General features: G+C 69.1%; 17 protein-coding genes. 8 read left to right on the top strand and 9 right to left on the bottom strand.

The features are described from left to right. Positions 1–157: 157 nt before the first annotated feature. From JOD67_RS11675 to JOD67_RS11655, 5 genes are all read right to left on the bottom strand, one after another. Positions 158–4,153, bottom strand: coding sequence for a DUF7927 domain-containing protein (locus tag JOD67_RS11675; protein ID WP_205117463.1), 3,996 nt, complete (start codon positions 4,151–4,153; stop codon positions 158–160). A 136-nt stretch (positions 4,154–4,289) separates the two neighbouring features. Further along, a complete protein-coding gene (locus JOD67_RS11670) occupies positions 4,290–5,264 on the bottom strand; it encodes a nucleoside triphosphate pyrophosphohydrolase (RefSeq protein ID WP_205117462.1) in 975 nt (324 codons plus the stop codon). After that, positions 5,261–5,899 (bottom strand): SurA N-terminal domain-containing protein, encoded by a 639-nt coding sequence (locus JOD67_RS11665; RefSeq protein WP_205117461.1) that lies wholly within the window; start codon positions 5,897–5,899, stop codon positions 5,261–5,263. The genes JOD67_RS11670 and JOD67_RS11665 overlap by 4 nt, the downstream gene beginning before the upstream one ends. Before the next feature lie 45 nt (positions 5,900–5,944). After that, entirely contained in the window at positions 5,945–7,117 is a 1,173-nt protein-coding gene (locus tag JOD67_RS11660; RefSeq protein WP_205117460.1) for a pyridoxal phosphate-dependent aminotransferase, read from the bottom strand. Next, positions 7,072–7,593 carry an SRPBCC family protein gene (locus tag JOD67_RS11655; RefSeq protein WP_205117459.1) on the bottom strand — a complete coding sequence of 174 codons (522 nt, stop codon included), beginning with the start codon at positions 7,591–7,593 and terminating at the stop codon, positions 7,072–7,074. The genes JOD67_RS11660 and JOD67_RS11655 overlap by 46 nt, the downstream gene beginning before the upstream one ends. A 76-nt stretch (positions 7,594–7,669) precedes the next feature. Between JOD67_RS11655 and JOD67_RS11650 the strand changes: the two genes are divergently transcribed. The 3 genes from JOD67_RS11650 (at position 7,670) to JOD67_RS11640 (ending at position 10,464) form a co-directional block, all read left to right on the top strand. Continuing rightward, entirely contained in the window at positions 7,670–8,299 is a 630-nt protein-coding gene (locus JOD67_RS11650) for a TetR/AcrR family transcriptional regulator (protein ID WP_205117458.1), read from the top strand. 321 nt (positions 8,300–8,620) lie between these two features. Continuing rightward, positions 8,621–9,811, top strand: a complete 1,191-nt coding sequence (locus JOD67_RS41860; protein WP_205117457.1) for a sensor histidine kinase — start codon at positions 8,621–8,623, stop codon at positions 9,809–9,811. Then, the gene (locus tag JOD67_RS11640; protein ID WP_205117456.1) at positions 9,808–10,464 is read left to right on the top strand and encodes a response regulator; all 657 of its coding nucleotides are present in this window, start codon (positions 9,808–9,810) and stop codon (positions 10,462–10,464) included. The genes JOD67_RS41860 and JOD67_RS11640 overlap by 4 nt, the downstream gene beginning before the upstream one ends. 10 nt (positions 10,465–10,474) lie before the next feature. Here the strand turns inward: JOD67_RS11640 and JOD67_RS11635 are convergent, their stop codons facing one another. The 4 genes from JOD67_RS11635 to mfd all read right to left on the bottom strand — a co-directional run bounded on the left by JOD67_RS11635 (position 10,475) and on the right by mfd (position 16,101). Beyond that, a complete protein-coding gene (locus tag JOD67_RS11635; RefSeq protein WP_205117455.1) occupies positions 10,475–11,305 on the bottom strand; it encodes an aldo/keto reductase in 831 nt (276 codons plus the stop codon). Positions 11,306–11,409: 104 nt separating this feature from the next. Next, positions 11,410–12,054: a nucleotidyl transferase AbiEii/AbiGii toxin family protein gene (locus JOD67_RS11630; protein WP_205117454.1), complete on the bottom strand. Its 645-nt coding sequence runs from the start codon at positions 12,052–12,054 to the stop codon at positions 11,410–11,412. Beyond that, positions 12,054–12,419 carry a transcriptional regulator gene (locus tag JOD67_RS11625; protein ID WP_205117453.1) on the bottom strand — a complete coding sequence of 122 codons (366 nt, stop codon included), beginning with the start codon at positions 12,417–12,419 and terminating at the stop codon, positions 12,054–12,056. Before JOD67_RS11625 ends, JOD67_RS11630 begins: the two co-directional genes overlap by 1 nt. Positions 12,420–12,453: 34 nt before the next feature. Further along, complete coding sequence (gene mfd, locus JOD67_RS11620) at positions 12,454–16,101, bottom strand: transcription-repair coupling factor (protein WP_205117452.1); 3,648 nt, start codon at positions 16,099–16,101, stop codon at positions 12,454–12,456. A 265-nt stretch (positions 16,102–16,366) separates the two neighbouring features. Here mfd and JOD67_RS11615 point away from each other — a divergent pair, with 265 nt between their 5' ends. The 5 genes from JOD67_RS11615 to JOD67_RS11595 all read left to right on the top strand — a co-directional run bounded on the left by JOD67_RS11615 (position 16,367) and on the right by JOD67_RS11595 (position 20,480). Beyond that, positions 16,367–16,831, top strand: coding sequence for a pyridoxamine 5'-phosphate oxidase family protein (locus tag JOD67_RS11615; RefSeq protein WP_205117451.1), 465 nt, complete (start codon positions 16,367–16,369; stop codon positions 16,829–16,831). A gap of 4 nt (positions 16,832–16,835) precedes the next feature. Then, a complete protein-coding gene (locus tag JOD67_RS11610; protein WP_205117450.1) occupies positions 16,836–17,513 on the top strand; it encodes a DsbA family oxidoreductase in 678 nt (225 codons plus the stop codon). After that, entirely contained in the window at positions 17,510–18,199 is a 690-nt protein-coding gene (locus JOD67_RS11605) for an MBL fold metallo-hydrolase (RefSeq protein WP_205117449.1), read from the top strand. Before JOD67_RS11610 ends, JOD67_RS11605 begins: the two co-directional genes overlap by 4 nt. 65 nt (positions 18,200–18,264) lie before the next feature. Beyond that, complete coding sequence (locus JOD67_RS11600) at positions 18,265–19,281, top strand: hypothetical protein (protein ID WP_205117448.1); 1,017 nt, start codon at positions 18,265–18,267, stop codon at positions 19,279–19,281. Beyond that, positions 19,278–20,480: a hypothetical protein gene (locus tag JOD67_RS11595; RefSeq protein ID WP_205117447.1), complete on the top strand. Its 1,203-nt coding sequence runs from the start codon at positions 19,278–19,280 to the stop codon at positions 20,478–20,480. The genes JOD67_RS11600 and JOD67_RS11595 overlap by 4 nt, the downstream gene beginning before the upstream one ends. The last annotated feature ends 152 nt before the right edge of the window (positions 20,481–20,632 follow it).

Raw genomic sequence — 20,632 nt, 5'->3', positions numbered from 1 at the left:
GGCTCTGCTGTCCGCAGTCGAGCCTAGCCGCGCCTGGTGCGAGGCCCGAGGACCGACCCGCATTGTGGCAACCATCGCAGACAGCCATCGCGGCCAGGACAAGGCGAAGCCCGGCCCCGCGATCGTCACCGCGGGGCCGGGCTTCGTCAGGTTACCGCTAGCGGCTGGCCCGCATCCGTCCGGCGCGGGTCGCCGCCACCAGGCCGAGCAGGCCCAGGATCAGCAGCAACGACGCGCCACCGCCGACCAGCAGGAGCTCCCCGCCGGTCTTCGGCAGCCGCGCTCCGACCGGAGGATTCGCGGCCGGGTTGTCCGTACGGGCACACGGCTTGCCGGCCTCGCAGCCCTGCAGCGGCCCGTCACCGGAGACCACGTTCCCGAGCTTGTGGTCGTGCTGGTCGTCGTACGACAGCACGGTCACCGAGTACGTGATCGTCACCGTCTTGCCCGCCGGCACCGTGCCCGACCAAGTCAGCGTCGACCCCGACACCGCCACGGCAGAGCCGTCCGACGCGGCGGCGTCACCGTTGTACGTGGCGTCGTCCAGCACGCCCGACAGGTCGTCGGTCACGACCGGCGACACCGGCGCCGCACCCTTGTTGGCGACCAGAACGCGGTACGTCACCTTCTGCCCGTCGGCGACGGACTCCCCGGACGCCGGGTCGGCCGACTTGCTCAGCGTGTAGCCGCCCGAGGAGTTCTCCGTCGTCGCGCACGGCGCCGTCTTGCAGCCCGAGACCGGGCCGTCGCCGCTCGCCACGTTCTTCAGCAGGTGGTCGCCCTGCTCGGAGAACGCCAGGACCTTCACCGAGTACGTGATCGTCACCGTCGCGCCCACCGGCAGCGGCCCGGACCACGTCAGCGTCGACCCCGACACCGTGGGCGCCGGCCCGGACGAAGCCGAGGCGTCACCGTTGTACGTGGCGTCGTCCAACACCGCGGACAGGTCGTCGGTCACCGTCGGCGTCAGCGGAGCGGCGCCCACGTTCTGCACCTCGACCGTGTACGTCAGCACGTCGCCGCCCGACACGGCCGTCCCGCTCTCCGGGTCGACGGACTTGGCGATCGTGTAGCCACCCGACGGGTTCTCGGTCGACACACAAGGCGTCGCCTCGCACCCGTCGATCGGACCGTCACCGCTCGCCGCGTTCGCGAGCGTGTGGTCGCCCTGCGCGTCGAACGCCAGGACGGTCACCGAGTACGTGATCGTCACGGTCCCGCCGACCGGCACCGCGCCGGTCCAGGTCAGCGTCGTCTCCGACACCGACGGCACCGAGCCGTCCGACGCCGCCGCGTCACCGTTGTACGAGGCGTCGTCCAGCACGTCGGTCAGGTCGTCGGTCACGGTCGGCGTCACCGGAGCACCGCCGGTGTTGGTGACGGTCAGCGTGTAGGTGATCTTCTGGTCCGCCTCGACCGCCGTACCGGCCGCCGGGTCCGCGGTCTTGGCCAGCGTGTACGAGGCGACCGGGTTGGTCGTCGTCGCGCACGGCTTGGCCGGGCAGTCCTGGATCGGACCGTCACCGCTGGCCGCGTTCTTCAGCACGTGGTCGCCCTGCTCGGCGGTCGGCTTGACCGTCACCGAGTACGTGATCGTCACCGTGCCACCGACCGGCACCGGGCCCGACCAGGTCAGCGTCGGCTCCGACACCGTCGGCGCCGGCCCGTCCGACGCGGCGGCGTCGCCGTTGTACGAGGCGTCGTCGAGCGTGCCGGACAGGTCGTCGGTCACGGTCGGCGTGACCTCGGCCTTCCCGGTGTTGGTGACGGTCAGCGTGTAGACGACCTTGTCGCCCGCCTTGACGGCACCGTCAGCGGCCGACGAGGTCTTCGTCAGCGTGTACGCCGGCTCGCCGCCGGTGCACGTCTTGACGCTCGCCTTGTCGTTGTCCGGGTTCGGGTCGTTCTCGTTCCCGGTGACCGAAGCGCTGTTGGAGAAGCAGGTCTCGTACGTCGCTGGCGCCTTGCCGACGACCACGATCTCGACCGAGTCGCCGACCTCGAGCCGCCCGCCGTTGTACGTCAGCGTGTGGTCGTCGATCTTCGCGCCAACCGTCGGCGTCGACAGCTCGGTCACCTCGGCCGGCAGCTGGTCGGTGACGGTGAAGCCGGAGGCGATCCCGGCGCCGTTGTTCGTCACCTTCAGCGTCCAGCGGACCTCACCGGACGGGTCGACCGCCGACGGGGCGGACTTCTCGATCGCCAGGTCGGCGGGCTTGCTGATGCAGCCGGTGCCGTCGTTGTTGTTCTGGCCGGGAACGGGCCCCGGAACCGTCGAGACGAGCGTGAACGTCGGGTTCGCCGAACCAGGGTTGGCGACCGCGATCTGGTGGTTGTTGCCGGTCACGTTCGCGCTGAACCCGAGGTTGCCGTTGCCGTACCGCCAGGCCGCGCCGTACTGGCCGTTCTCGGGGGCGTTCTGCACAGGCGAGGTGAACGTCACGACGCTCGCGTCGGCCGGGTTCAGCCGGTAGAGCGTGGTCACGGTGCCCACGCGCGACTGGCCCCAGAAGAAGCCGTCGGCGTACGCGAAGTCGGCCGGCGTCCAGCCTGCCACCGGGCCGACCACCTGAGCGGCCGCCGGGGTCGTGGTCACGTCCACCTTGGTGAGGTGGTTCGCCACGATCGAGTAGTAGGTGCCGTCGTCGTCGAACGCGCCGACGATGCTGCCGTTGGCCGCGAGCTCCGCGTCACCCTGGGGTGCGCCGAGGCTGGTGACCTTGCCGGTCGCGTCGATTCGCAGCAGCCGACCCGGCTGGTGTCCGCCCTCGGGGCCGGTGCTCATCCCGTAGATGTAGCCGTCCTTGGGGTTGACACCGATCGCGTTGTACCGCCAGTCGCTCGCCGGGCCGACCGGCACGAAGTCCGACCCGCCGGCGCTGTACTCCTGCGCCTTCAGGCCCGTGGGGATGCCCTGGGAGAGGAAGACAGTCGAGACCTCGCAGGGGAACGTGGGCGGCGCGACGACCTCGAGCGTGGCGCACTCGGGCGCGTCGAGGCCGGTGAGCGCGAGGTTCTTCGCGCAGTTCTCGTATGTGCCGGGGCTCTTCGAGACGACGTTCACCGACGCCTCGCAGGTCTCCTGACCAGCCGCGAGGGTGCCCGTCATCGTCAGGACACCGCCGGTGTGGTCCAGGCTGAACGAGAAGGGCGCGCAGGTCGACGTGAAGCCGCCGTCACCGGCGATGTCGAGGCCTTCGGGCAGCGTGTCCGTGAACGTCCAGTCGGCCTTCTCGGCGAGCTCGGAGGTGTTCGTCACCGTGAACGTCAGCCGGGAGGTCTCGCCGACGTCGACATTCGCGGGCGCGAACGCCTTCGCCAGCTTCGGCGTCACGTCGAGCACGCGGATGTTGTCGAAAGCCGCGTCGTTGCCGCCACCGCTGCCCTGCCCGTTCACCAGCCGGATGCCGAGCTGGTCACCGTCGAACAGCACGGCCTTGTTGCCGGCGTACGTCCCCGCGCGGGTCGCGGTCGGGCCGGAGTCGACGCTGTTCGCCGGACTCGGCACGATCTTCGCGTTCGGGTCGGTGCACGGGTCGATCGGCGTGGTGAACGTCGGAATCGACTGCGCACCGTCCACGAGGTAGAACTTCAGCGCGGCGTGGAGCGCGTGGCAGCTGTTCTCGGCGGCGTCGACGGAGAACGTGACGAACCGGCCCTTTGTCGGCAGCGCGATCGGTTGCTTGGTCTCGAACTGCACCTTGTCCGCGCCCGGGTTTCCGTAGGTGTAGGCGGACACGCCGTGGTTGGTCTCGGCCTTCTGGTGCAGGGCGCCGAGGGAGTACGAGAGGCCGCGCGACAGGTTCCACCAGTTCGCGGCACCGCAGTCGGCGACGGGAGCGGCGGCGTCGGCCGGGGCCTGCCAGGAGGCGACCCAGCCGTTGCAGCCCTGCAGCCACGCGGGGTCGGCCACGTAGCCGTGGCTCTTGCCCTGGTAGGCGTCGAGGCGGACCGGGTCGGTGCCGGTGTTCTCGAAGTCCTCGGTGAACAGGACCTTCGGGTCAGCAGGTGCGGCGGCCTTCGGCTTGGTCTGCGCGATGGACTGCGCGATGGCCTGCGCGGGCGCGGCGCCGGCGAAGCCGACGGCGGCGATGACAGCCATCGCGGAACCGGCGCGCAGCAGCCGACGAGAGATGGGGTTGGTGAACGACACGATCCCGCTCCAGGGCGTGGGAGTCCGCGCGTGGGGAAGGTCGCGCGATGACGATGGGTAGTGGTTCGTCTACAGAGAGTGCAATTTCTAGCACACCAGAAACCGCTATCTCGCACGACCCTCGCAAAACGGGCGCTCAGTCACTTTCTGCCGCGCGGACCGCCGCGAGATAGCGGCGGATCTCGTCGCGCAGCGCCTGTTCGGGGTCGAGGTCGGTCGCCCGCGCCTTCTGGACCAGTGCGAACAGGTCCTTGCCGAGCTGGTCCTCTTCGTTCGCCGGCTCGCCCGTCCGTACGTCGAGGTCGGTCCGCGCCACCCGGCCGAGCACCTTCTCCGCCAACGTCAGCGCGGGCAGGGCCAACGGGACGCCCTCGACCGCCGACGCCCGCTGCTTCTCCTCGGCCTTCAGCTGGTCCCAGGCGGACTCGATCTCGGCGACGTCCGTCGTCGTCGCGTCGCCGAACACGTGCGGGTTGCGGCGGATCAGCTTCGCCACCAGGTCGCCCGCCACGTCGTCGAGGGAGAACGGCTGGTCGTGCTCCTCGGCGAGCCTGGAGTGGAAGACGACCTGGAACAGGAGGTCACCGAGCTCCTCGCGCAGGTGCGCCTCGTCCCCGGTCTCGAGCGCCTCGACGGTCTCGTACGCCTCCTCGACGAGGTACTTCACCAGCGTGCGATGCGTCTGCGACTGCACCCACGGGCAGCGGTCGCGGAGCTGGTCCATCACGTCGACGAGGTCGAGCATGCGGGCACCGGGCAGGTCGTACGACGCGGGCACGACCTCCAGGCTCGGCAGGTCCTCGACCTCGAGGGCGAGCTGGTTGGCCAGGGACTCGGCCAGCCCGGGGTCGCCGGCTTCGCTCGCCAGCCAGACGACGGTCCTGCTCTTGCGGGCTTCGGCAATCAGCGCGTGCGCCCACTCGGCCGTACTCGCTGGCTTCACCGGCGCGACGTCGACGCCGGCTGCTGCGAGGTACGGGAGCTGGGGGTGCTCGGGATCCGGCGTCCACACGACGTTCGCCGTGCGGAGCGCGTCCCAGGCGGGCCAGCCGAGCAGTCCGGGAGCTACTCGCGGCGAGGTGAGCAGCAGGACGACTCGGCCCGCGGTCACGACCCCGCGGGCGCCTCCGGCGCCGCGCCTTCCGGAGGGGTGATCTTGACGAGGTCGCCGCCCTCGGGCGTGATCGAGGTGCCGTTCCACTTGCCGAAACGCGGGTTGACCTTCACCCCGACGCGCTTGGCGGTCTTGGTGATCTCGACGGCGAGGAGCTGCTGCGCCTTCTCCTGGTCGGCCTGGGACTCCGGGTCGAGCTCCTTGCCGAGCAGCTTGGCCGCGAGCTTGTCCAGCAGCAGGACGTACCGCGCGTACCCCTCCAGCATGTCCGGCGGCGGCGGCGTGCCGTTGTTCTGCAGGATCTGCTGGGTCTGCTTCTTGAGGTCGGCGACGAGCTTGCTGACGTCCGCGTCGGTCACCTCGACCTCGGCGGTCGTCGCGGCGGCGTTGACCAGGTGCTGCCCGACCAGGTTGCCGAGCACCAGCTGCTGGTTGCTCTTCAGGTCGGCGGCGCTCTCGCGCTTGGTCAGCTCGGCCATGTCCTTGGCCTGCTTCTGGACGTACTCGACCGTGATCGTCTGGCCGTCGACCTCCGCGGCCATCCCGGCGGCGCCGAGCCCGCCACAGCCAGCGAGACCGAGTGCGGCGGCGAGGCCGATGGCGGCGAGTGCGGCGCGAGGCTTGCGGATCACGTCGACGTCCTTTCTGGGCAGCTCTTCGCAGCAGATCGTACGGTGTCAGCCTTGGAGCTTGGTCAGTAGCTCCGCCGCCGCACGCAGGGTCTCTGGCCGCTTCGGGAACGCGAAGCGCACCTTGCTCCTCCCGGCCTCGTGGTGTTCGGGGCGCCAGAAGCTCGCGGCGGGGACGCAGGAGACGCCGATCTCGGTGATCAGCCTGCGGGCGAACCGCGTTCCGTCCCGGTCTGGGTCGAGCCTTCTGGTGTCGGCGAGGACGTAGTAGGAGCCGTCTGGGCGCCTGAGCTCGAAGCCGATGTCTTCCAGTGCGTCACAGAGCAGGTCGCGGCGTTCTCTGTACTTGATGGCGAGGTCGTCGTAGTACGTCGCTGGCAGCTCGAGGGCGGTGACGCCGGCGGCCTGGAGTGGTGCTGGGGCGGCGATGGTGAGGAAGTCGTGCACTTTGCGGATCGCCTTTGTCAGCGTTGGCGGCGCGACGGTCCAGCCGACCCGCCAGCCAGTGACCGCGTACGTCTTCGACATCGCGTTGACGGTGATCGTCCGGTCCTCGAGGCCCGCGATGCGCGCGGGTGGGAGGTACCCGCCTTGGCCGAGGTAGTGGATGTGCTCGTAGATGGAGTCGACGACGAGCGTGACGTCCCACTGCTGGCAGAGCTCGGCGATGAGCTCCAGCTCCTCGCGGCTGTAGACCTTGCCGGTGGGGTTGTTGGGGTGGCAGATGACGATCGCCTTGGTCCTGTTGCCGAACGCGCTGCGCAGCTCCTGCTCGTCGAACGTCCAGTCGGGCTCGCGGAGCTGGACGAGTCTTGGGATCGCGCCGGCGAGGATCGCGTTCGGTTGGTAGTTCTCGTACCAGGGTTCGAACATCACGACCTCGTCGCCCGGATCGAGCAGCGCGAACGTGACCGCGACGAGCGCCTCGGTGGCGCCGCAGGTGACGCAGAGCTCGGTGTCGGGGTCGACCTGCCAGCCCTCGTACGTTCTGGCGGTCTTGTCGGCGATGGCCTGGCGGAGCTCGGGCATGCCGTACGTCATCGGGTACTGGTTCAGGTCGGCATGGATGGCGCGCGCCGCCGCCTCCTTGAGCTCGGGCGGACAAGGGAAGTCCGGATAGCCCTGCCCGAGGTTGATCGCGCCGTGCTCGGCAGCCAGTCGGAAGGTCTCCCGAATCACCGACTCGCCGAACTGTCCCGCCTTATTGCTGATCCGCGGCATGCCCCCAGTGTGCCGACCTCTTCCAGCCGGCGCAGGGTCTCTTCCATGCCGGCTCGGAGCTCGGCTCGGCGGTTCTTGCTGCCGAACACGTACGTGATGATCACCCAGCCGAACCAAGGGATCGGCTTGGTCACCTCGTACGACTCGGTCACCTCCGTGCCGCCCTCGACCGGCGAGAAGCGGTAGCGCCACATGACGTGGCCGGCGGTCTTCTCGCGGCGGACGAAGGCGAACTCGCGCCCGGGGTCGGCGACCAGGACCTCGGGCTCGTTCGTCCAGCTCGGCCCGCGGCTGACCTTGTTCGTCGCGCGGAACCTCGCCCCGACGACCGGGCCGGAGGCGGCGTCGACCCACTCCGCCGCGAGGATCTCCGGGCTCAGCTCGGGTGTCCGCGTGACGTCGGACACGATCGCGTACAGCGCTTCGGGCGTCGCGGCGATAAGGCGGGTGACCTGGTCGGTGTCGAGCGTCTGCATGAGATTCTCCCCCTCGCGAGCATCGATAGCTAAAGCTAATATAATTAGCTATTGCTTGTCAATGTAGCCTAGGCCCATGACGGAAGCGGTGGAGCGAACGGACCGGCGCGGGCTGAGGCGGCAGCAGACGATCGAGGAGATCCTCGAGGTCGCGCTCGACCTGATGGCCGAGCGCGGAGTGGGCGGGCTCGCGCTGAGCGAGGTGGCGCGAAGGATCGGCGTCCAGCCACCCTCCCTCTACAAGTACTTCCCGTCGCTGCACGCGATCTACGACGAACTGTTCGCCCGCGGTCAGCGAGCCCATCTCGACGCGATGTCCACAGCCGTCCAGGGCGTCGAGTCCGGGCTCGCGGCCGTCACCAAGGCGCAGGAGGCCGGGATGCGCTGGGCGATGGCGAACCTCCCCCTGGCTCAGCTGCTGTTCTGGCGCCCGGTCCCCGGCTTCGAGCCCAGCGAGGAGGCGTTCGAGCCGAGCAAGCAGATGGTCGAGCTGTTCCGTACGGCCCTCCGGCGAGCAGTCCGCCAGGGCGAGCTCGGGCCGGGCGGCGCGTCCCAGGAGGCGATGGGCATCGTGGCGGTGGCGATGGCCGGCGTCTCCAGCCAGTACCTCGCGAACGAGCCCGGCGTGCCGTGGGAGCGGAGCGTCTACGTACGGCTGTTGGCGCGCACCCCCGAGTTCCTGCGAGCCGCGTTCCCGCCGCGCTGACGACGATCGGCCGTTCGGCCGAGGTCGCTTCCTCGGCCCCGCAGACCCGCGCCAATGATCATGTAAACCTGATCATTGTCCGCTTCACGTGGGGTAGACGCCAGGTGAAGCGCCCATTCGCCAGGTAGAGCAGATATTAATCTACATATATCGGTCTGAGACCGGCGTCCTTGATCTACATAGGTCGACCAAGCCTGCCGGCGAGGCGCACGGCAGGTTTCCGTGATCATTGGCCATCTGCTCAGGCACCATGCGGCGAGGGTTGCGATCGGCCGTTCGGCAGAGGTCGGGAGAGCGGGCCAAGAACTAGGCTGGGCTGCCGTGGGTCAACAGACACGAACGTGGATCGGCGTCGCCGCGGGGGCGGTCGTCGTGCTTGCGGGCGTGTGGATGGCGTTCGCGGTCGGCTCACCGTTCCCCGTCGCCACCGCCGCGGCCAGCGGTGGGTGGCTCGCGCTCGCGATCTCCTGGCCGTACACCCGTTCCCGGGTGCCGATCGTCACGGCGACGGCGGCGACGATGTCGTTCGCGGCGACGGTGTTCACCGCGGTCGAACGTCGTGCGGCGATCGAGAACACCGAGACGTTCCTCGGTTTCCTCATGCTCGTCGAGACCGCTGCCCTGCTGGCGTTGATCGCCTGGTGCGCACGGTCGGCGACGATCCCCGTCGCGGTCATGGCGGGCGGCGCGGCGGCCCTCGCGCAGGCGGCGATCCTGCTCCGCTCGGTGATCCCGGCCAGCCCGTTGGAGTTCGTCGGCCTGATCGGCTTCTGGGGGCTCGGGTCGCTGGGCGCGGCGGGGATCGGGATCTACATCCGCTGGCTGGACGAGAAGCGCGAACGTGCGGTCGACACCGCTCGGCGCGCGCAGCGGATGGATCTCGCGCGCGATCTGCACGACTTCGTGGCCCACGACGTGAGCGGGATCGTCGTTCAGGCCCAGGCGGCGCAGGTGATCCTGCCGTCGAACCCGGCCGAGGCACTCGCGGCGTTGAAGCGAATCGAGGACGCGGGGCTGCAGGCGTTGGACGCGATGGATCGGACCGTGCACATGCTGCACGACGCCACGGACCTCTCGACGCGCTCGCCGGCTCAGGGGTTGGCGGAGCTGCCCGAGGTGGTGTCGCGCTTCGGGGCGAGCGGGTCGGCCGCGGTGTCGCTCTCGCTTCCCGCGGGTTTGGCGGACACCGTTCCACGCGAGGTCAACACGACGGCGTACCGGGTCGTCGTGGAGGCGTTGACGAACGTACGCCGGCACGCGCCGTCCGCTCGGTCCGTCAAGGTCGCCGTGACAGCCGACAAGGCCGCGTTGACAGTCACGGTCACGAACGACGAGTCGGCCGGCCACGCGCCGGCTCTCGGCGGAACCGAGCGGCCGCGGAGCGGGCTCGGCCTGCTGGGCTTGACCGAGCGGGTTGAGGCCGTCGGTGGAACGTTGACCGCCGGACCGCTGGATGCCGACGGGTGGCGTACCGAGGCCGTCCTTCCCCTGCCAGAGATGGATTCTGAATGAGCACACGCATTGTCATCGCGGACGACCAGGAGAACGTGCGCAGCGGGTTCCGGCTGATCCTGGACGCCCAGCCCGACATGCAGGTGGTGGGCGAGGCCGCGGATGGCGCCTCAGCGGTGGAGCTGGCGCGGCTGCTGCGGCCGGACGTCCTGCTCGCGGACATCCGGATGCCCAAGCTGGACGGACTGGAGGTCACACGTCTCTTGGCTGGGCCGGACGTGGCGGATCCGGTGCGCGTGGTGGTGGTGACGACGTTCGACCTCGACGAGTACGTGAACACGGCTTTGCGCAACGGGGCTTGCGGATTCCTGCTGAAGCGCTCCGGGCCGACGCTGCTGGTGGAGGCCGTACGCGCGGCGATGGCGGGGGACACGCTGATCGCGCCGCAGGTGACTGTCCGGCTGCTGCAGCAGCTCCGCGCGAAGGAGGCGGCGTCGTCGCACCGGTCGCCTCAGGAAACGCTGACCGAACGCGAGCTCGAGGTCGTCCGCCTGGTGGCTCAGGGGAAGACGAACGCCGAGATCGGCGCCGAGCTTTTCATCTCACCAGGAACGACGAAGACGCATATCGCCAACGTACAAAGGAAGTTGGCGGTGCGGAACCGGGTGGGGATCGCGGCCTGGGCCTGGGACACCGGGCACGCGATCCCCTAGCGGGTCTGCCTTATGCAGTGAACGTGTCCGGGTCGGGGCCGGTGCGGAAGCCCTTCTCCAGCGGGGCGAACGCCGCGACGTCCTCGGCGGTGAGCTCGAAGTCGAAGACCTCGAAGTTCTCCTTGATGCGGCTCGGCGTGACCGACTTCGGGATCACGACGTTGCCGAGCTGGAGGTGCCAGCGCAGGATGACCTGGGCGGGCGTCTTGCCGTACTTGTCGGCCAGCTTGGCGATCAGCGGGTCCGTCAGCACGTCGCCGCCGGAGGCGAGGGGGCTCCAGGCCTCGGTGAGGATGCCGTGCTCGGCGCAGAAGGTGCGGAGGGCTGCCTGCTGGAGGTACGGGTGCAGCTCGATCTGGTTGAGCACCGGCACGATGTCGGTCTCGTCCAGGAGGCGCTGCAGGTGGGGCTGGTGGAAGTTCGAGACGCCGATCGACTTGACGCGGCCGTCGTTGAGTAGCTGCTCGAACGCCTTCCAGGTCTCGACGTACTTGTCCCGGTGCGGCGACGGCCAGTGGATCAGGTAGAGGTCGACGTAGTCCAGCTCGAGCTTCTTGATGCTCTCGTCGAACGCCGCCAGCGTGCTGTCGTAGCCCTGCTCGGAGTTCCAGAGCTTGGTAGTGACGAACAGTTCGTCGCGCGCAACGCCAGACTCGGCAATCGCCCGCCCCGTACCCTCTTCGTTACCGTAGATCGCGGCCGTGTCGATGCTGCGATAACCAGTCTCGATCGCCACCCGCACGGCGTCGACGACCAGCTCCTCGGGCACCTGCCAGACACCGAATCCCAGCTGCGGGATCTCCACACCGTTGTTGAAAGCGATCGTGGGGACCTTGCTCATAGACGCGTCTTCCTCCAGCTCGATGGTGCACTCGGAACCTGCAGCATACGTCAGACGATTGCCCATCACCGGCCGTGATGAGACCAATCGTCAACCCCGATTGATCAATCCCCCAGCAATTGGTCCCGCCACTCCGCGAACCGCGCCCGGGACTCGTCGACCTGCTCGGCGGACAAGCCATAGCGCTCGAACAGCCTGGTGGGTAGCCGGTCGATGCGTGCGATCGACTGCGCGAACATCGAGCGGACAAAGCCGGCGTCGGCGTTCTCGGCCAGCCTCAGAACGTCCTCGCGACTGAATCTCCCGGAACGAAGAACGGCGTCGATGTCGATGAAGTCCCTCGGTTCGCCTCGGCCGTAGAGAGCGCTCATCTTCGAGGCGACCAGGTCATCGAGATGGAGCACCGGTCCGATAGCCATCTGCACGGGCTGATGCTGGCGCCAGTCGGCCGCGAGGTCGACCGAAGTCTCGCCCGAGCCCGCACCGTCGGAGACGGCGAGTCGCGCGAAGGTCTCGTATCGCTTCTCGATCGCGACCCCGTAGCCAGCGGACCGGTAGGCATCGACGATCACGTCCACCGCTCGGTCGAACTGGTCCTTCCGGTCCCACGCGACGAACAGGTCGATGTCATCGCTCGGTCGATCGACGATCCCGTGTACCTGGATGGCTTGCCCACCTGCCAAGGCGAAACCGAACTCGCCCAAGGCTCGCAGGCCGATCTCGGCGAGCCGCTCCTGCAGTGGGTCCACTAGCCGGCGGCTGCCGTGCGCGGAGCCTCGTGCGCGAGCACAGGAAACGTCCGCTCCCACAAGGCCCTCACCCGAGCAGGGAGGAACAACGTGGGCCACAGTCGGATCAGAGTCGGGCGGTCGAGCCAGCGAGCGAACTCCTCATGGCGGGACCCTTCGCGGAGAACGACCTCGTACAGGTAAGCGAGCTCGATGGGATCGTCGAGGTCGTACACCGGCTCGCCCGACCAGTCCAGACGCGCGTCCAAGTGCACGACTCCGGAGGTCGGGCCGTGGAGGTCGTCGAGGGTGTCCGCGACGAAGTACGGGCGGTTCGCGGCGTAGCCCGCGCCGGGTGGGGCTGGGCGGGGTTCGTCGGCTGCCATCGTTGACCTCCTTTCCCTGATCAGGCTACCTGAATCACGCCTTCTTGGCCGGCGCCGGAGCGTCCACGAGGATGGCGTCGATGAGGTCGCCGCACCACTTGAGCAGCTCCAAGTCACGCAACGGCGTCCCGCCGATGGGCGCCGTGGCGGGGCGGGGAACGAGGATGGTGCGCAACTGGCGCTTGACGATCGTCCGCGGGTACAGCCGGTTGAGCCGCATTTCCTGCGATTCCCGCAGCTCCACCGGCGCGAAGCGGATCGCGTTTCCCTGCACAGTCACGTCGGTCAGCCCCACAGCGGACGCCTTCAAGCGGAAGCGGGCCACCTCGAGGAGGTTCTCCACCGGCTGCGGCAAAGTGCCGTACCGGTCCGACAACTCCTCGGCCACCGCCGCGACCTCATCCAGCGACCGCACGGCGGCCAGCCGCTGGTACATCTCCAGCCGCAACCGCTGCGAGTCCACGTAGTCGTGCGGCAGGTGCGCGTCGATCGGCAGCTCGACCTTGACCTCGTTGTCCTCCTCGGGAACGTCGCCGCGGAACTCCGCCACGGCCTCTCCCACGAGCCGGATGTAGAGGTCGAAGCCGACGTCCGCGATGTGCCCGGACTGCTCACCGCCGAGCAGGTTGCCCGCCCCGCGGATCTCCAGGTCCTTCATCGCGACCGCCATGCCCGCGCCGATCTCGGTGTTCTGCGCCAACGTCGCCAGCCGCTCGTGCGCGGTCTCGGTGAGCGGCTTCTCCGGCGGGTAGAGGAAGTACGCGTACGCCCGCTCGCGGCCACGACCGACCCGCCCGCGCAGCTGGTGCATCTGCGACAGCCCGAACAGGTCCGACCGCTCCACGATCAACGTGTTCGCGTTCGAAATGTCCAAGCCCGCTTCGACAATCGTCGTACAAACAAGCACGTCCGCCCGCTTCTCCCAGAAGTCGACCATGACCTGCTCGAGCTGGTGCTCACTCATCTGCCCATGCCCGACCGCGACCCGCGCCTCCGGCACCAGCTGGCGAATCCGGGCGGCCGCGCGCTCGATCGTTTGCACGCGGTTGTGCACCAGGAACACCTGGCCCTCGCGCAACAGCTCGCGCCGGATCGCCGCGACCACCTGCTTCTCGTCGTACCCACCGACGAACGTCAACACTGGATGGCGTTCCTCCGGCGGCGTCATGATCGTCGACATCTCCCGGATGCCGGTGATCGCCATCTCCAGCGTCCGCGGGATCGGCGTCGCCGACATCGTCAGTACGTCGACCGAAGCGCGCAGAGCCTTGAGTTGCTCCTTGTGCTCCACGCCGAACCGCTGCTCCTCGTCGACCACGATCAGCCCGAGGTCCTTGAAGCCGACCTCCTTCGACAGCAGCCGATGCGTCCCGATCACCACATCGACAGAGCCCGCCGCGAGACCGTTGAGGACCTCCTTGGCCTCCTTGTCGGTCTGGAACCGCGACAACGCCTTCACCGTCACCGGGAACGGCGCGAACCGTTCGGCGAACGTCGAATGATGCTGCTGCACAAGCAAAGTCGTCGGCACCAGGATCGACACCTGCTTCCCGTCCTGCACCGCTTTGAACGCCGCGCGCACCGCGATCTCGGTCTTGCCGTACCCCACGTCACCACAGATCAGCCGGTCCATCGGAACCGTCTTCTCCATGTCTGCCTTGACGTCCTCTATCGTCGCGAGCTGGTCGGAGGTCTCGACGTACGGGAACGCGTCCTCCAACTCGCGCTGCCACGGCGTGTCCGGCCCGAACGCGTGCCCCTCCGTCGCCTGCCGCGCCGCGTACAGCTTGATCAGCTCCGCGGCGATCTGCTTGACCGCCTTGCGTGCCCGGCCCTTGCGCTTCGCCCAGTCCGAGCCGCCCATCTTGTCCAGCGACGGGTCCTCGCCACCGACGTACCGCGTCACCAGGTCGAGCTGGTCGGTCGGTACGAACAGCCGGTCGCCTGGCTGCCCGCGCTTGGACGGCGCGTACTCGATCAGCAGGTACTCGCGCGTCGTCCGCGCCGCGCCCGTACCCACCGTGCGCTCGGCCATCTCGAGGTACTTGCCGACCCCGTGCTGGTCGTGCACGACGTAGTCGCCGGGCTTCAGCTCCAGCGGGTCGATCGTCCGCCGACGCCGCGTTGGCATCCGGCGCATGTCCTTGGTGGACGGTCCGGCGCGGCCGACCAGGTCCTCCTCGGCGAGCACCGCGAGCTTCAACGCCGGCGCGACGAACCCGTGGTCGAGCCGCCCGCACACCACGTGCACGACGGACGGCTGGGGCTCTTCGAAGTCCGATTTGGCAAGCCTGGCTGCGATATCGCCGCCGGTGAGCACCTCGACGATACGTTCCGCCGGGCCGTGGCCCTCGGTGACGTACACGACGCGCCACCCGTCGGCGAGCCAGCCCTTGATGTCGGCGAGCGCGCGCTCGGTGTCGCCGTGGTACGCGACCGCGGCCTCGGCGCCGATCGCGTGCGACTCGATCGCGCCGGCCTCGATGTCGACATCGAGCTGGATGAGCTCGCCCATCTCGGTGCGCTGCGGCGCAGCCGTGGTGGTCTCGGCGTCGAGGGCGAACGGGGAGACGCTCCACCACGCGAGGTCGGCCGACATCGCGTGCCCGCGGACGTCGGCGAGGCTGCGGTATGCGGCCGGGCCGAGGTCGATCGGCGCCTGCCCACCGCCCGCGGCCGCCGCCCAGGACGCCTGCAGGAACTCCTCGCTCGTCGCGACGAGGTCGTGCGCCCTCGTCCGAACCCGCTCGGGATCGCACACCAGAACGTGCGTCGCCGGCGGGAGGATGTCGAGCAGCAGCTCCAGGTCGTCGACGAGAACGGGCGCGAGCGACTCCATGCCCTCGACCGCGTGCCCCTGCGCGAGCTTCTCGAACAACTCCTCGAGCTCGGGGTGCTCGACGGCGAGCTTGGCCGCCCGGTCGCGTACGGCGTCGGTGAGCAGCAGCTCGCGGCACGGCGGCGCGTACAGCCCGTGCTCGGCCGGGCCGAGCGAACGCTGGTCCGCGACCTTGAAGTAGCGGATCTCGTCGACCTCGTCGCCGAAGAACTCCACCCGCACCGGGTGCTCGTCGATCGGCGGGAACACGTCGACGATGCCGCCGCGGACGGCGAACTCGCCGCGCCGCTCGACCAGGTCGACGCGGGTGTACGCGGCGGCCGCGAGCTTGCGGACGAGGACCTCGAGGTCGATCTCGTCCTTGACGTGAAGGCTGACGGGCTCGAGGTCGGCGAGGCCCTTCACCTGCGGCTGGAGGACCGAACGGACGGGCGCGACGACGACCTTGGGGCTGGGGTTCTCGTCGTCGGGGTGGACCAGCCTGCGGAGGATCGCGAGCCGGCGGCCGACGGTGTCGGATCGCGGCGAGAGGCGCTCGTGCGGGAGCGTCTCCCAGGCCGGGTAGTAGGCGGCGGCGTCCTCGTCGCCGAGCAGGCTCTGCAGGGTGGCGGTGAGGTCCTCGGCTTCGCGGCCGGTCGCGGTGACGGCGAGCACCGTACGTCCCGCCCCGCCGGCGTTCGCGTCGGCCGCGAGGGCGGCGACGACGAGCGGCTGCAGCGCCTTGGGCGCGGTGAGGTCGAGCGGCGACAGCCTGGTGCCGGGCACGGCGTCGCGCGCCTGAGCGACGGCCTCGCCCAGCGCGGTGTCGGAGGTGGTGAGCTCAACGAGGTGAGCGAGACTCATGGGCTCCTCTTCAGGGCAGCACAGAATGCCCCCTTCGACGAAATCGACGGGGGTGAGGGCTTGCTTCTCCAGCCTATCCGAGCCCGCCGACAATGCCCGCTCCCTTTACTGCCGGACGCCGCTCCCGCTGCGGACAAATGATCATGTTTACATGATCATTTGCCGCTTTACGCGGAGTAGACGCCAGGTGAAGCGCCCATCCACCGTGTAAACACGATCATTTGCCGGTTGGCGAAGCGGACCAGGGTCCGGTACGTTCGATGGCATGAGCCTCGAGCTGATCCGTGAGCTCGGCAGTCAGGAGCACTGGCTGGCCGTGCTCGTCACGCAGCGCCCCGCGGCCGGGCGGTCGGCGGTGTCGGTGGTGAACGCCGGCATCCTCGACCACCCGACGACCGGCGAGCCGACGGTCGCGTTCGTCGCCCGCGGGCGTACGGCGAAGCTCACGAATCTCCGCGCGAACCCGTACGCCACGCTCGTCTTCCGCGCCGGCTGGGAGTGGGTCGCGGTCGAGGGCCCAACCGAGCTCGCCGGACCCGACGACAAGCTCGACGGACTCGACGCCGAAGGACTACGCCACCTGCTGCGCAACATCTACCACGCCGCCGGCGGGCAGCACGACGATCTCGACGAGTACGACCGCGAGATGGCCGCCGACCGTCGCACGGCAGTACTCCTGAGCCCCAAGCGCTTCAGCGCCAACCCACCCGGCACCGAACACGAGGACTGAACGAATGACCCAGCGCCCCGCCACGCAGCCAGGAACGATCCAGGTCTGGTCGGACCTGCTCTGCCCGTTCGCCCACTACGCGATCCACCGCCTCCTCGACACCCGCGACGAGCTCGGCCTCGACGTCAAAATCGACCACCACACGTTCGCGCTCGAACTGTTCGACGGCCCACACAAGCGGCCCGGCACCGACAGCGAGGCGGTCGGCCTAGGCCAGGTCGTGCCCGAGCTCGGCTGGCGGCTCTGGTCAGCGCCCGACTGGGAGTACCCCTCGACCGTGCTGCTGGCGAACGAGGCGATCCACGCCGCCAAGGAACAGGGCCTGCAACAGTCGGAGGACCTGGATCGCGCACTCCGCAAGGCGTTCTGGCTCGAGTCGCGGTCGATCGCGCACCGCCAGGTGATCCTCGACGTGGCGAACGAGACCGGCACCGTCGACGTCGCGCACCTCACCAACGCGCTCGACCATGGCACCCACCGCGCCAACGTCAGCGAGGACCACGAAGTCGCGCAGTCCGACAGCATCAAGGGCAGCCCGCACCTGTTCCTCGCCGACGGCACCGACGCGCACAACCCCGGCATCGACGTGCGCTGGGACGGCCCGTTCGCGGCCGGCTACCCGATCGCCGCGGAGAAGGACCACGGCTGGGCCGAACGCCTGCTCCGCCTCGCAGCCACATGATCGACAAGGTCGTCGTCGGCGACCTCGACACCAACTGCTGGATCATCCGAGCGCCGGGAACGAACGAGGCCGCGCTCATCGACCCCGGCGCCGAGCCCGACCGTATCCTCCAGGCTGTCGACGGCCTGGACATCAGGGCGATCGTCCTCACCCACGCCCACTACGACCACGTCCTCGCGATCCCCATCCTCACGCACCAGCTCAAAGCGCCCGTCCTCGCGCACCCAGCAGAGAAAGAGGTCTGGCAGCACGAGCTCGCCCACCTCGAAGAGCACGGCCACTTCGACGCCGGCACCGCCACCGAGGACCTCCTCGCCGTGGGAAGACCTCCGCGAGCCACCGGCCAGCTGTGGGACGGAACGGTGGACCGCCCACTCCAGGACGCCGACACCATCGCCATCGGCGAGCTGGAGATCACCGTCAAACACACCCCTGGCCACAGTCCCGGCAGCATCTGCCTCGCGATCGAGGGCCACCTGTTCACCGGCGACACCCTCTTCCCCGGCGGCCCCGGCCTCACCGGCGCGCAGTGGCCGCTCACCAGCTTCGAGGCGATCATGCGCTCCATACGCGGCCTGCTCGCCGACACACCAGACGAGACACAGATCCACCCAGGCCACGGCAGGGACACCACCGTCGGCGCGGAACGTCCGCACCTGCGGGAATGGGCCACCCGAGGCTGGTGAACAGCTACGCTTACATGATCGTCACGAGAGGCACGGGGTTGGACCGCCGCGACATTCTTCGCTCGATGACCGTTGGTATGGGGACCGCGTTCGGCGTCTCCGCCATCGGTGGGTCCGCCGCTGCCGCCAACGACGACCCGCGCGGCCGCGAGACGGTCATCCGCCTCACCCCCAAGGACAGCATCCAGGCCGCGCTCGACGACGGCGTCCAGAGCGTGCAGCTGAGCCCCGGCGACTGGAAGATCAGCAAGCCGATCATCGCCCGGCCCGGCGCCTCGCTCACCGGCTCCGGCCAGTCCTCCAGGCTCCTCGCGAGCGTCGCGGACCTCCCGAGCGTCCTCGCGATCGGCGACGGCAAGCAGTGCGACGGCTTCGTGGTCTCCAACCTCGTGGTCAACGCCAACCGCCTCGCGATCACCGGCATCGACCTCAACCCGGTCGGCCGCGGCAGCTACTACGAGGACGAGCCGGATCCGATGCATCGGCTCGTCAATCTCTGGGTGTACGACGCGATCCAGGACAACATCTGGTACCGCGGCGACGCCCGCGCGACCGTCACCCAGCTCGTCCGGTCAAGACGGGCGGGGCGGCACGCGTTCCACTGCACCAACAGCGACTCCTGGTGGATGGCCTGCGAGGGTACGACCACCAAGCCAGGCATCGACTCGGCCGGCTTCTTCGTCGGCACGACGAACTCGTTCTTCGTCGCGTGCAAGGCCTGGTACTGCCGCGACTACGGCTACTACGTCCGCGGTACGCGCAACAAGTTCAGCGTCTGCGAGTCGCAGGACACCCGTTCGCACGGCTGGTACATCGAGTACGACAAGAACGTCTTCAACGGCTGCGTCGCCGACACCGCCGGCTTCCACGACGTCGGCGGCACCCCGAAGACGGCCGACGGCTTCTACGTCGTAGGCGACAACGAGTCGCAGGCGCTGATCGGCTGCCAGTCGTTCGACCGGCTCGGCAGCCCACACCAGCGGTACGGCTTCAACGTGCCGGCCTCGATGGTCGACGAGGGCCGGCTGGTCGCGCCCACCGGCTTCGGCAACCTCGCCGGCCTGGTCCACCGGCGGTCGTGACGGACGTCTCGGAGGATCTGCGCCGGCTCGTCACCCAGCTCTGGGGCGGAGGACTGGCCGCCGATCGGCTCGCGATCGGCTGGGACGCGAAGGTCTCCCCCGGCTGGACAGTCGCCGAGCGGTACGCGATCGCGCCGAACCGTTCTCGGGCTCGCTTCCTCATCCCGCGCACCTCGCCGCGGGTCACCGCCGCGACACTGCTCCGCTACAACGGGCTGCGGTCGGGACGCGTCCGGCTCAGCCGCGCTGTGCTCGGGACCGCGGCGAAGCTCGGGTTGCCGCCGGCGCCGCACCATCTGAACATCCTCGTCCGCGACTCGGTCCCTGCGGTGGACCGGCCGCGGTGGTTGCTTGCCGACCACCTCGCCCACGTTCTCGGCAAGCCTCGCCTGCATGCCGCGATGGGCGTACTGAGCAAGCACCACAAGCCGACGCTGCAGCTGTTCGACGATGCCGGCGAGAGTGTCGGGTACGCGAAGGTCGGCTGGAACGACGCGACCCGCGACCTGGTCGCGACCGAGGCCGCCGCGCTCGCCGAGGTCCGGTCGGGGCCGAACGCCGCGGCGCCCGCACTCCTGCATACCGGGCGCTGGCAGGACCTCGCGATCGTCGTGACCGCGCCGCTGCCGTACGACGTCCGCGCGCGCCGCGGCGACGAGCCGCCGCTGGCGGAACGGCTCCGCGAGCTCGTCCCGCCGACCTCGCAGGCGCCGGTACGAGACGCGCCGCACGTCGCCCGGCTGCGCGCGGAGATCGACGAGCTCGCGTTCAAGCTGCCCGAGGCGCGGCTCGCTACGGTCGCGACGAGGCTGCTCGACGACCTTCCCGCGGGCGACCCCGTCGCGATCGGCCGCTGGCATGGCGACTGGGTCCCGTGGAACCAGGGCGAGGCCGGCGGGACGCTCTATGCCTGGGACTGGGAACACAGCCGCGACGGGGTGCCGTTCGGGCTGGACGCGTTGCACTGGCTGTTCCAGATTCGGGTAGTTCGGGAGAGTCGGCCGGTTACGGACGCTGTGACCGAACTGCACCACCGCGGGCCGGAGCTCCTGCATCGTTATGGAGTGTCCGACACCCATGCCGCGGCGTTCGTTCGCCTCTATCTCGCCGAGATGCTCGTACGTACCTGGCGCTCGGCCGCGGCTGGCTCCGATTGGACTCCGGCGCTTTATCCCGCACTTGTGGATGCTGCTCGCTAGCGTGCCGTGACTGTCTGTATGGTTGCCCGTGCTTGAGCAGTGACTGTCGGTTGAGCTAACCGTTCGGGTACGTTCACCGTTTCTTCTAAGAAGGGCCCGTTTTCTGGCCCGACGATTACGATACGTAGGCGAGTAAAGGTCGCCTAAGGGGT

The organism is Tenggerimyces flavus, assembly GCF_016907715.1.
Lineage (GTDB): Bacteria > Actinomycetota > Actinomycetes > Propionibacteriales > Actinopolymorphaceae > Tenggerimyces > Tenggerimyces flavus.
The sequence above is the reverse complement of the archived record's forward strand: the minus strand, read 5'-3'. Positions and strand labels throughout refer to the sequence as shown.

Excerpts from the sequence above, each read along its gene's own strand:
- mfd (WP_205117452.1), bottom strand. The coding sequence starts at position 16,101 with ATGAGTCTCGCTCACCTCGTTGAGCTCACCACCTCCGACACCGCGCTG.
- JOD67_RS11640 (WP_205117456.1), top strand. The coding sequence starts at position 9,808 with ATGAGCACACGCATTGTCATCGCGGACGACCAGGAGAACGTGCGCAGC.
- JOD67_RS11625 (WP_205117453.1), bottom strand. The coding sequence starts at position 12,419 with ATGGCAGCCGACGAACCCCGCCCAGCCCCACCCGGCGCGGGCTACGCC.
- JOD67_RS11600 (WP_205117448.1), top strand. The coding sequence starts at position 18,265 with ATGACCGTTGGTATGGGGACCGCGTTCGGCGTCTCCGCCATCGGTGGG.
- JOD67_RS11635 (WP_205117455.1), bottom strand. The coding sequence starts at position 11,305 with ATGAGCAAGGTCCCCACGATCGCTTTCAACAACGGTGTGGAGATCCCG.
- JOD67_RS11655 (WP_205117459.1), bottom strand. The coding sequence starts at position 7,593 with ATGCAGACGCTCGACACCGACCAGGTCACCCGCCTTATCGCCGCGACG.
- JOD67_RS11605 (WP_205117449.1), top strand. The coding sequence starts at position 17,510 with ATGATCGACAAGGTCGTCGTCGGCGACCTCGACACCAACTGCTGGATC.
- JOD67_RS11615 (WP_205117451.1), top strand. The coding sequence starts at position 16,367 with ATGAGCCTCGAGCTGATCCGTGAGCTCGGCAGTCAGGAGCACTGGCTG.
- JOD67_RS11660 (WP_205117460.1), bottom strand. The coding sequence starts at position 7,117 with ATGCCGCGGATCAGCAATAAGGCGGGACAGTTCGGCGAGTCGGTGATT.
- JOD67_RS11610 (WP_205117450.1), top strand. The coding sequence starts at position 16,836 with ATGACCCAGCGCCCCGCCACGCAGCCAGGAACGATCCAGGTCTGGTCG.
- JOD67_RS11650 (WP_205117458.1), top strand. The coding sequence starts at position 7,670 with ATGACGGAAGCGGTGGAGCGAACGGACCGGCGCGGGCTGAGGCGGCAG.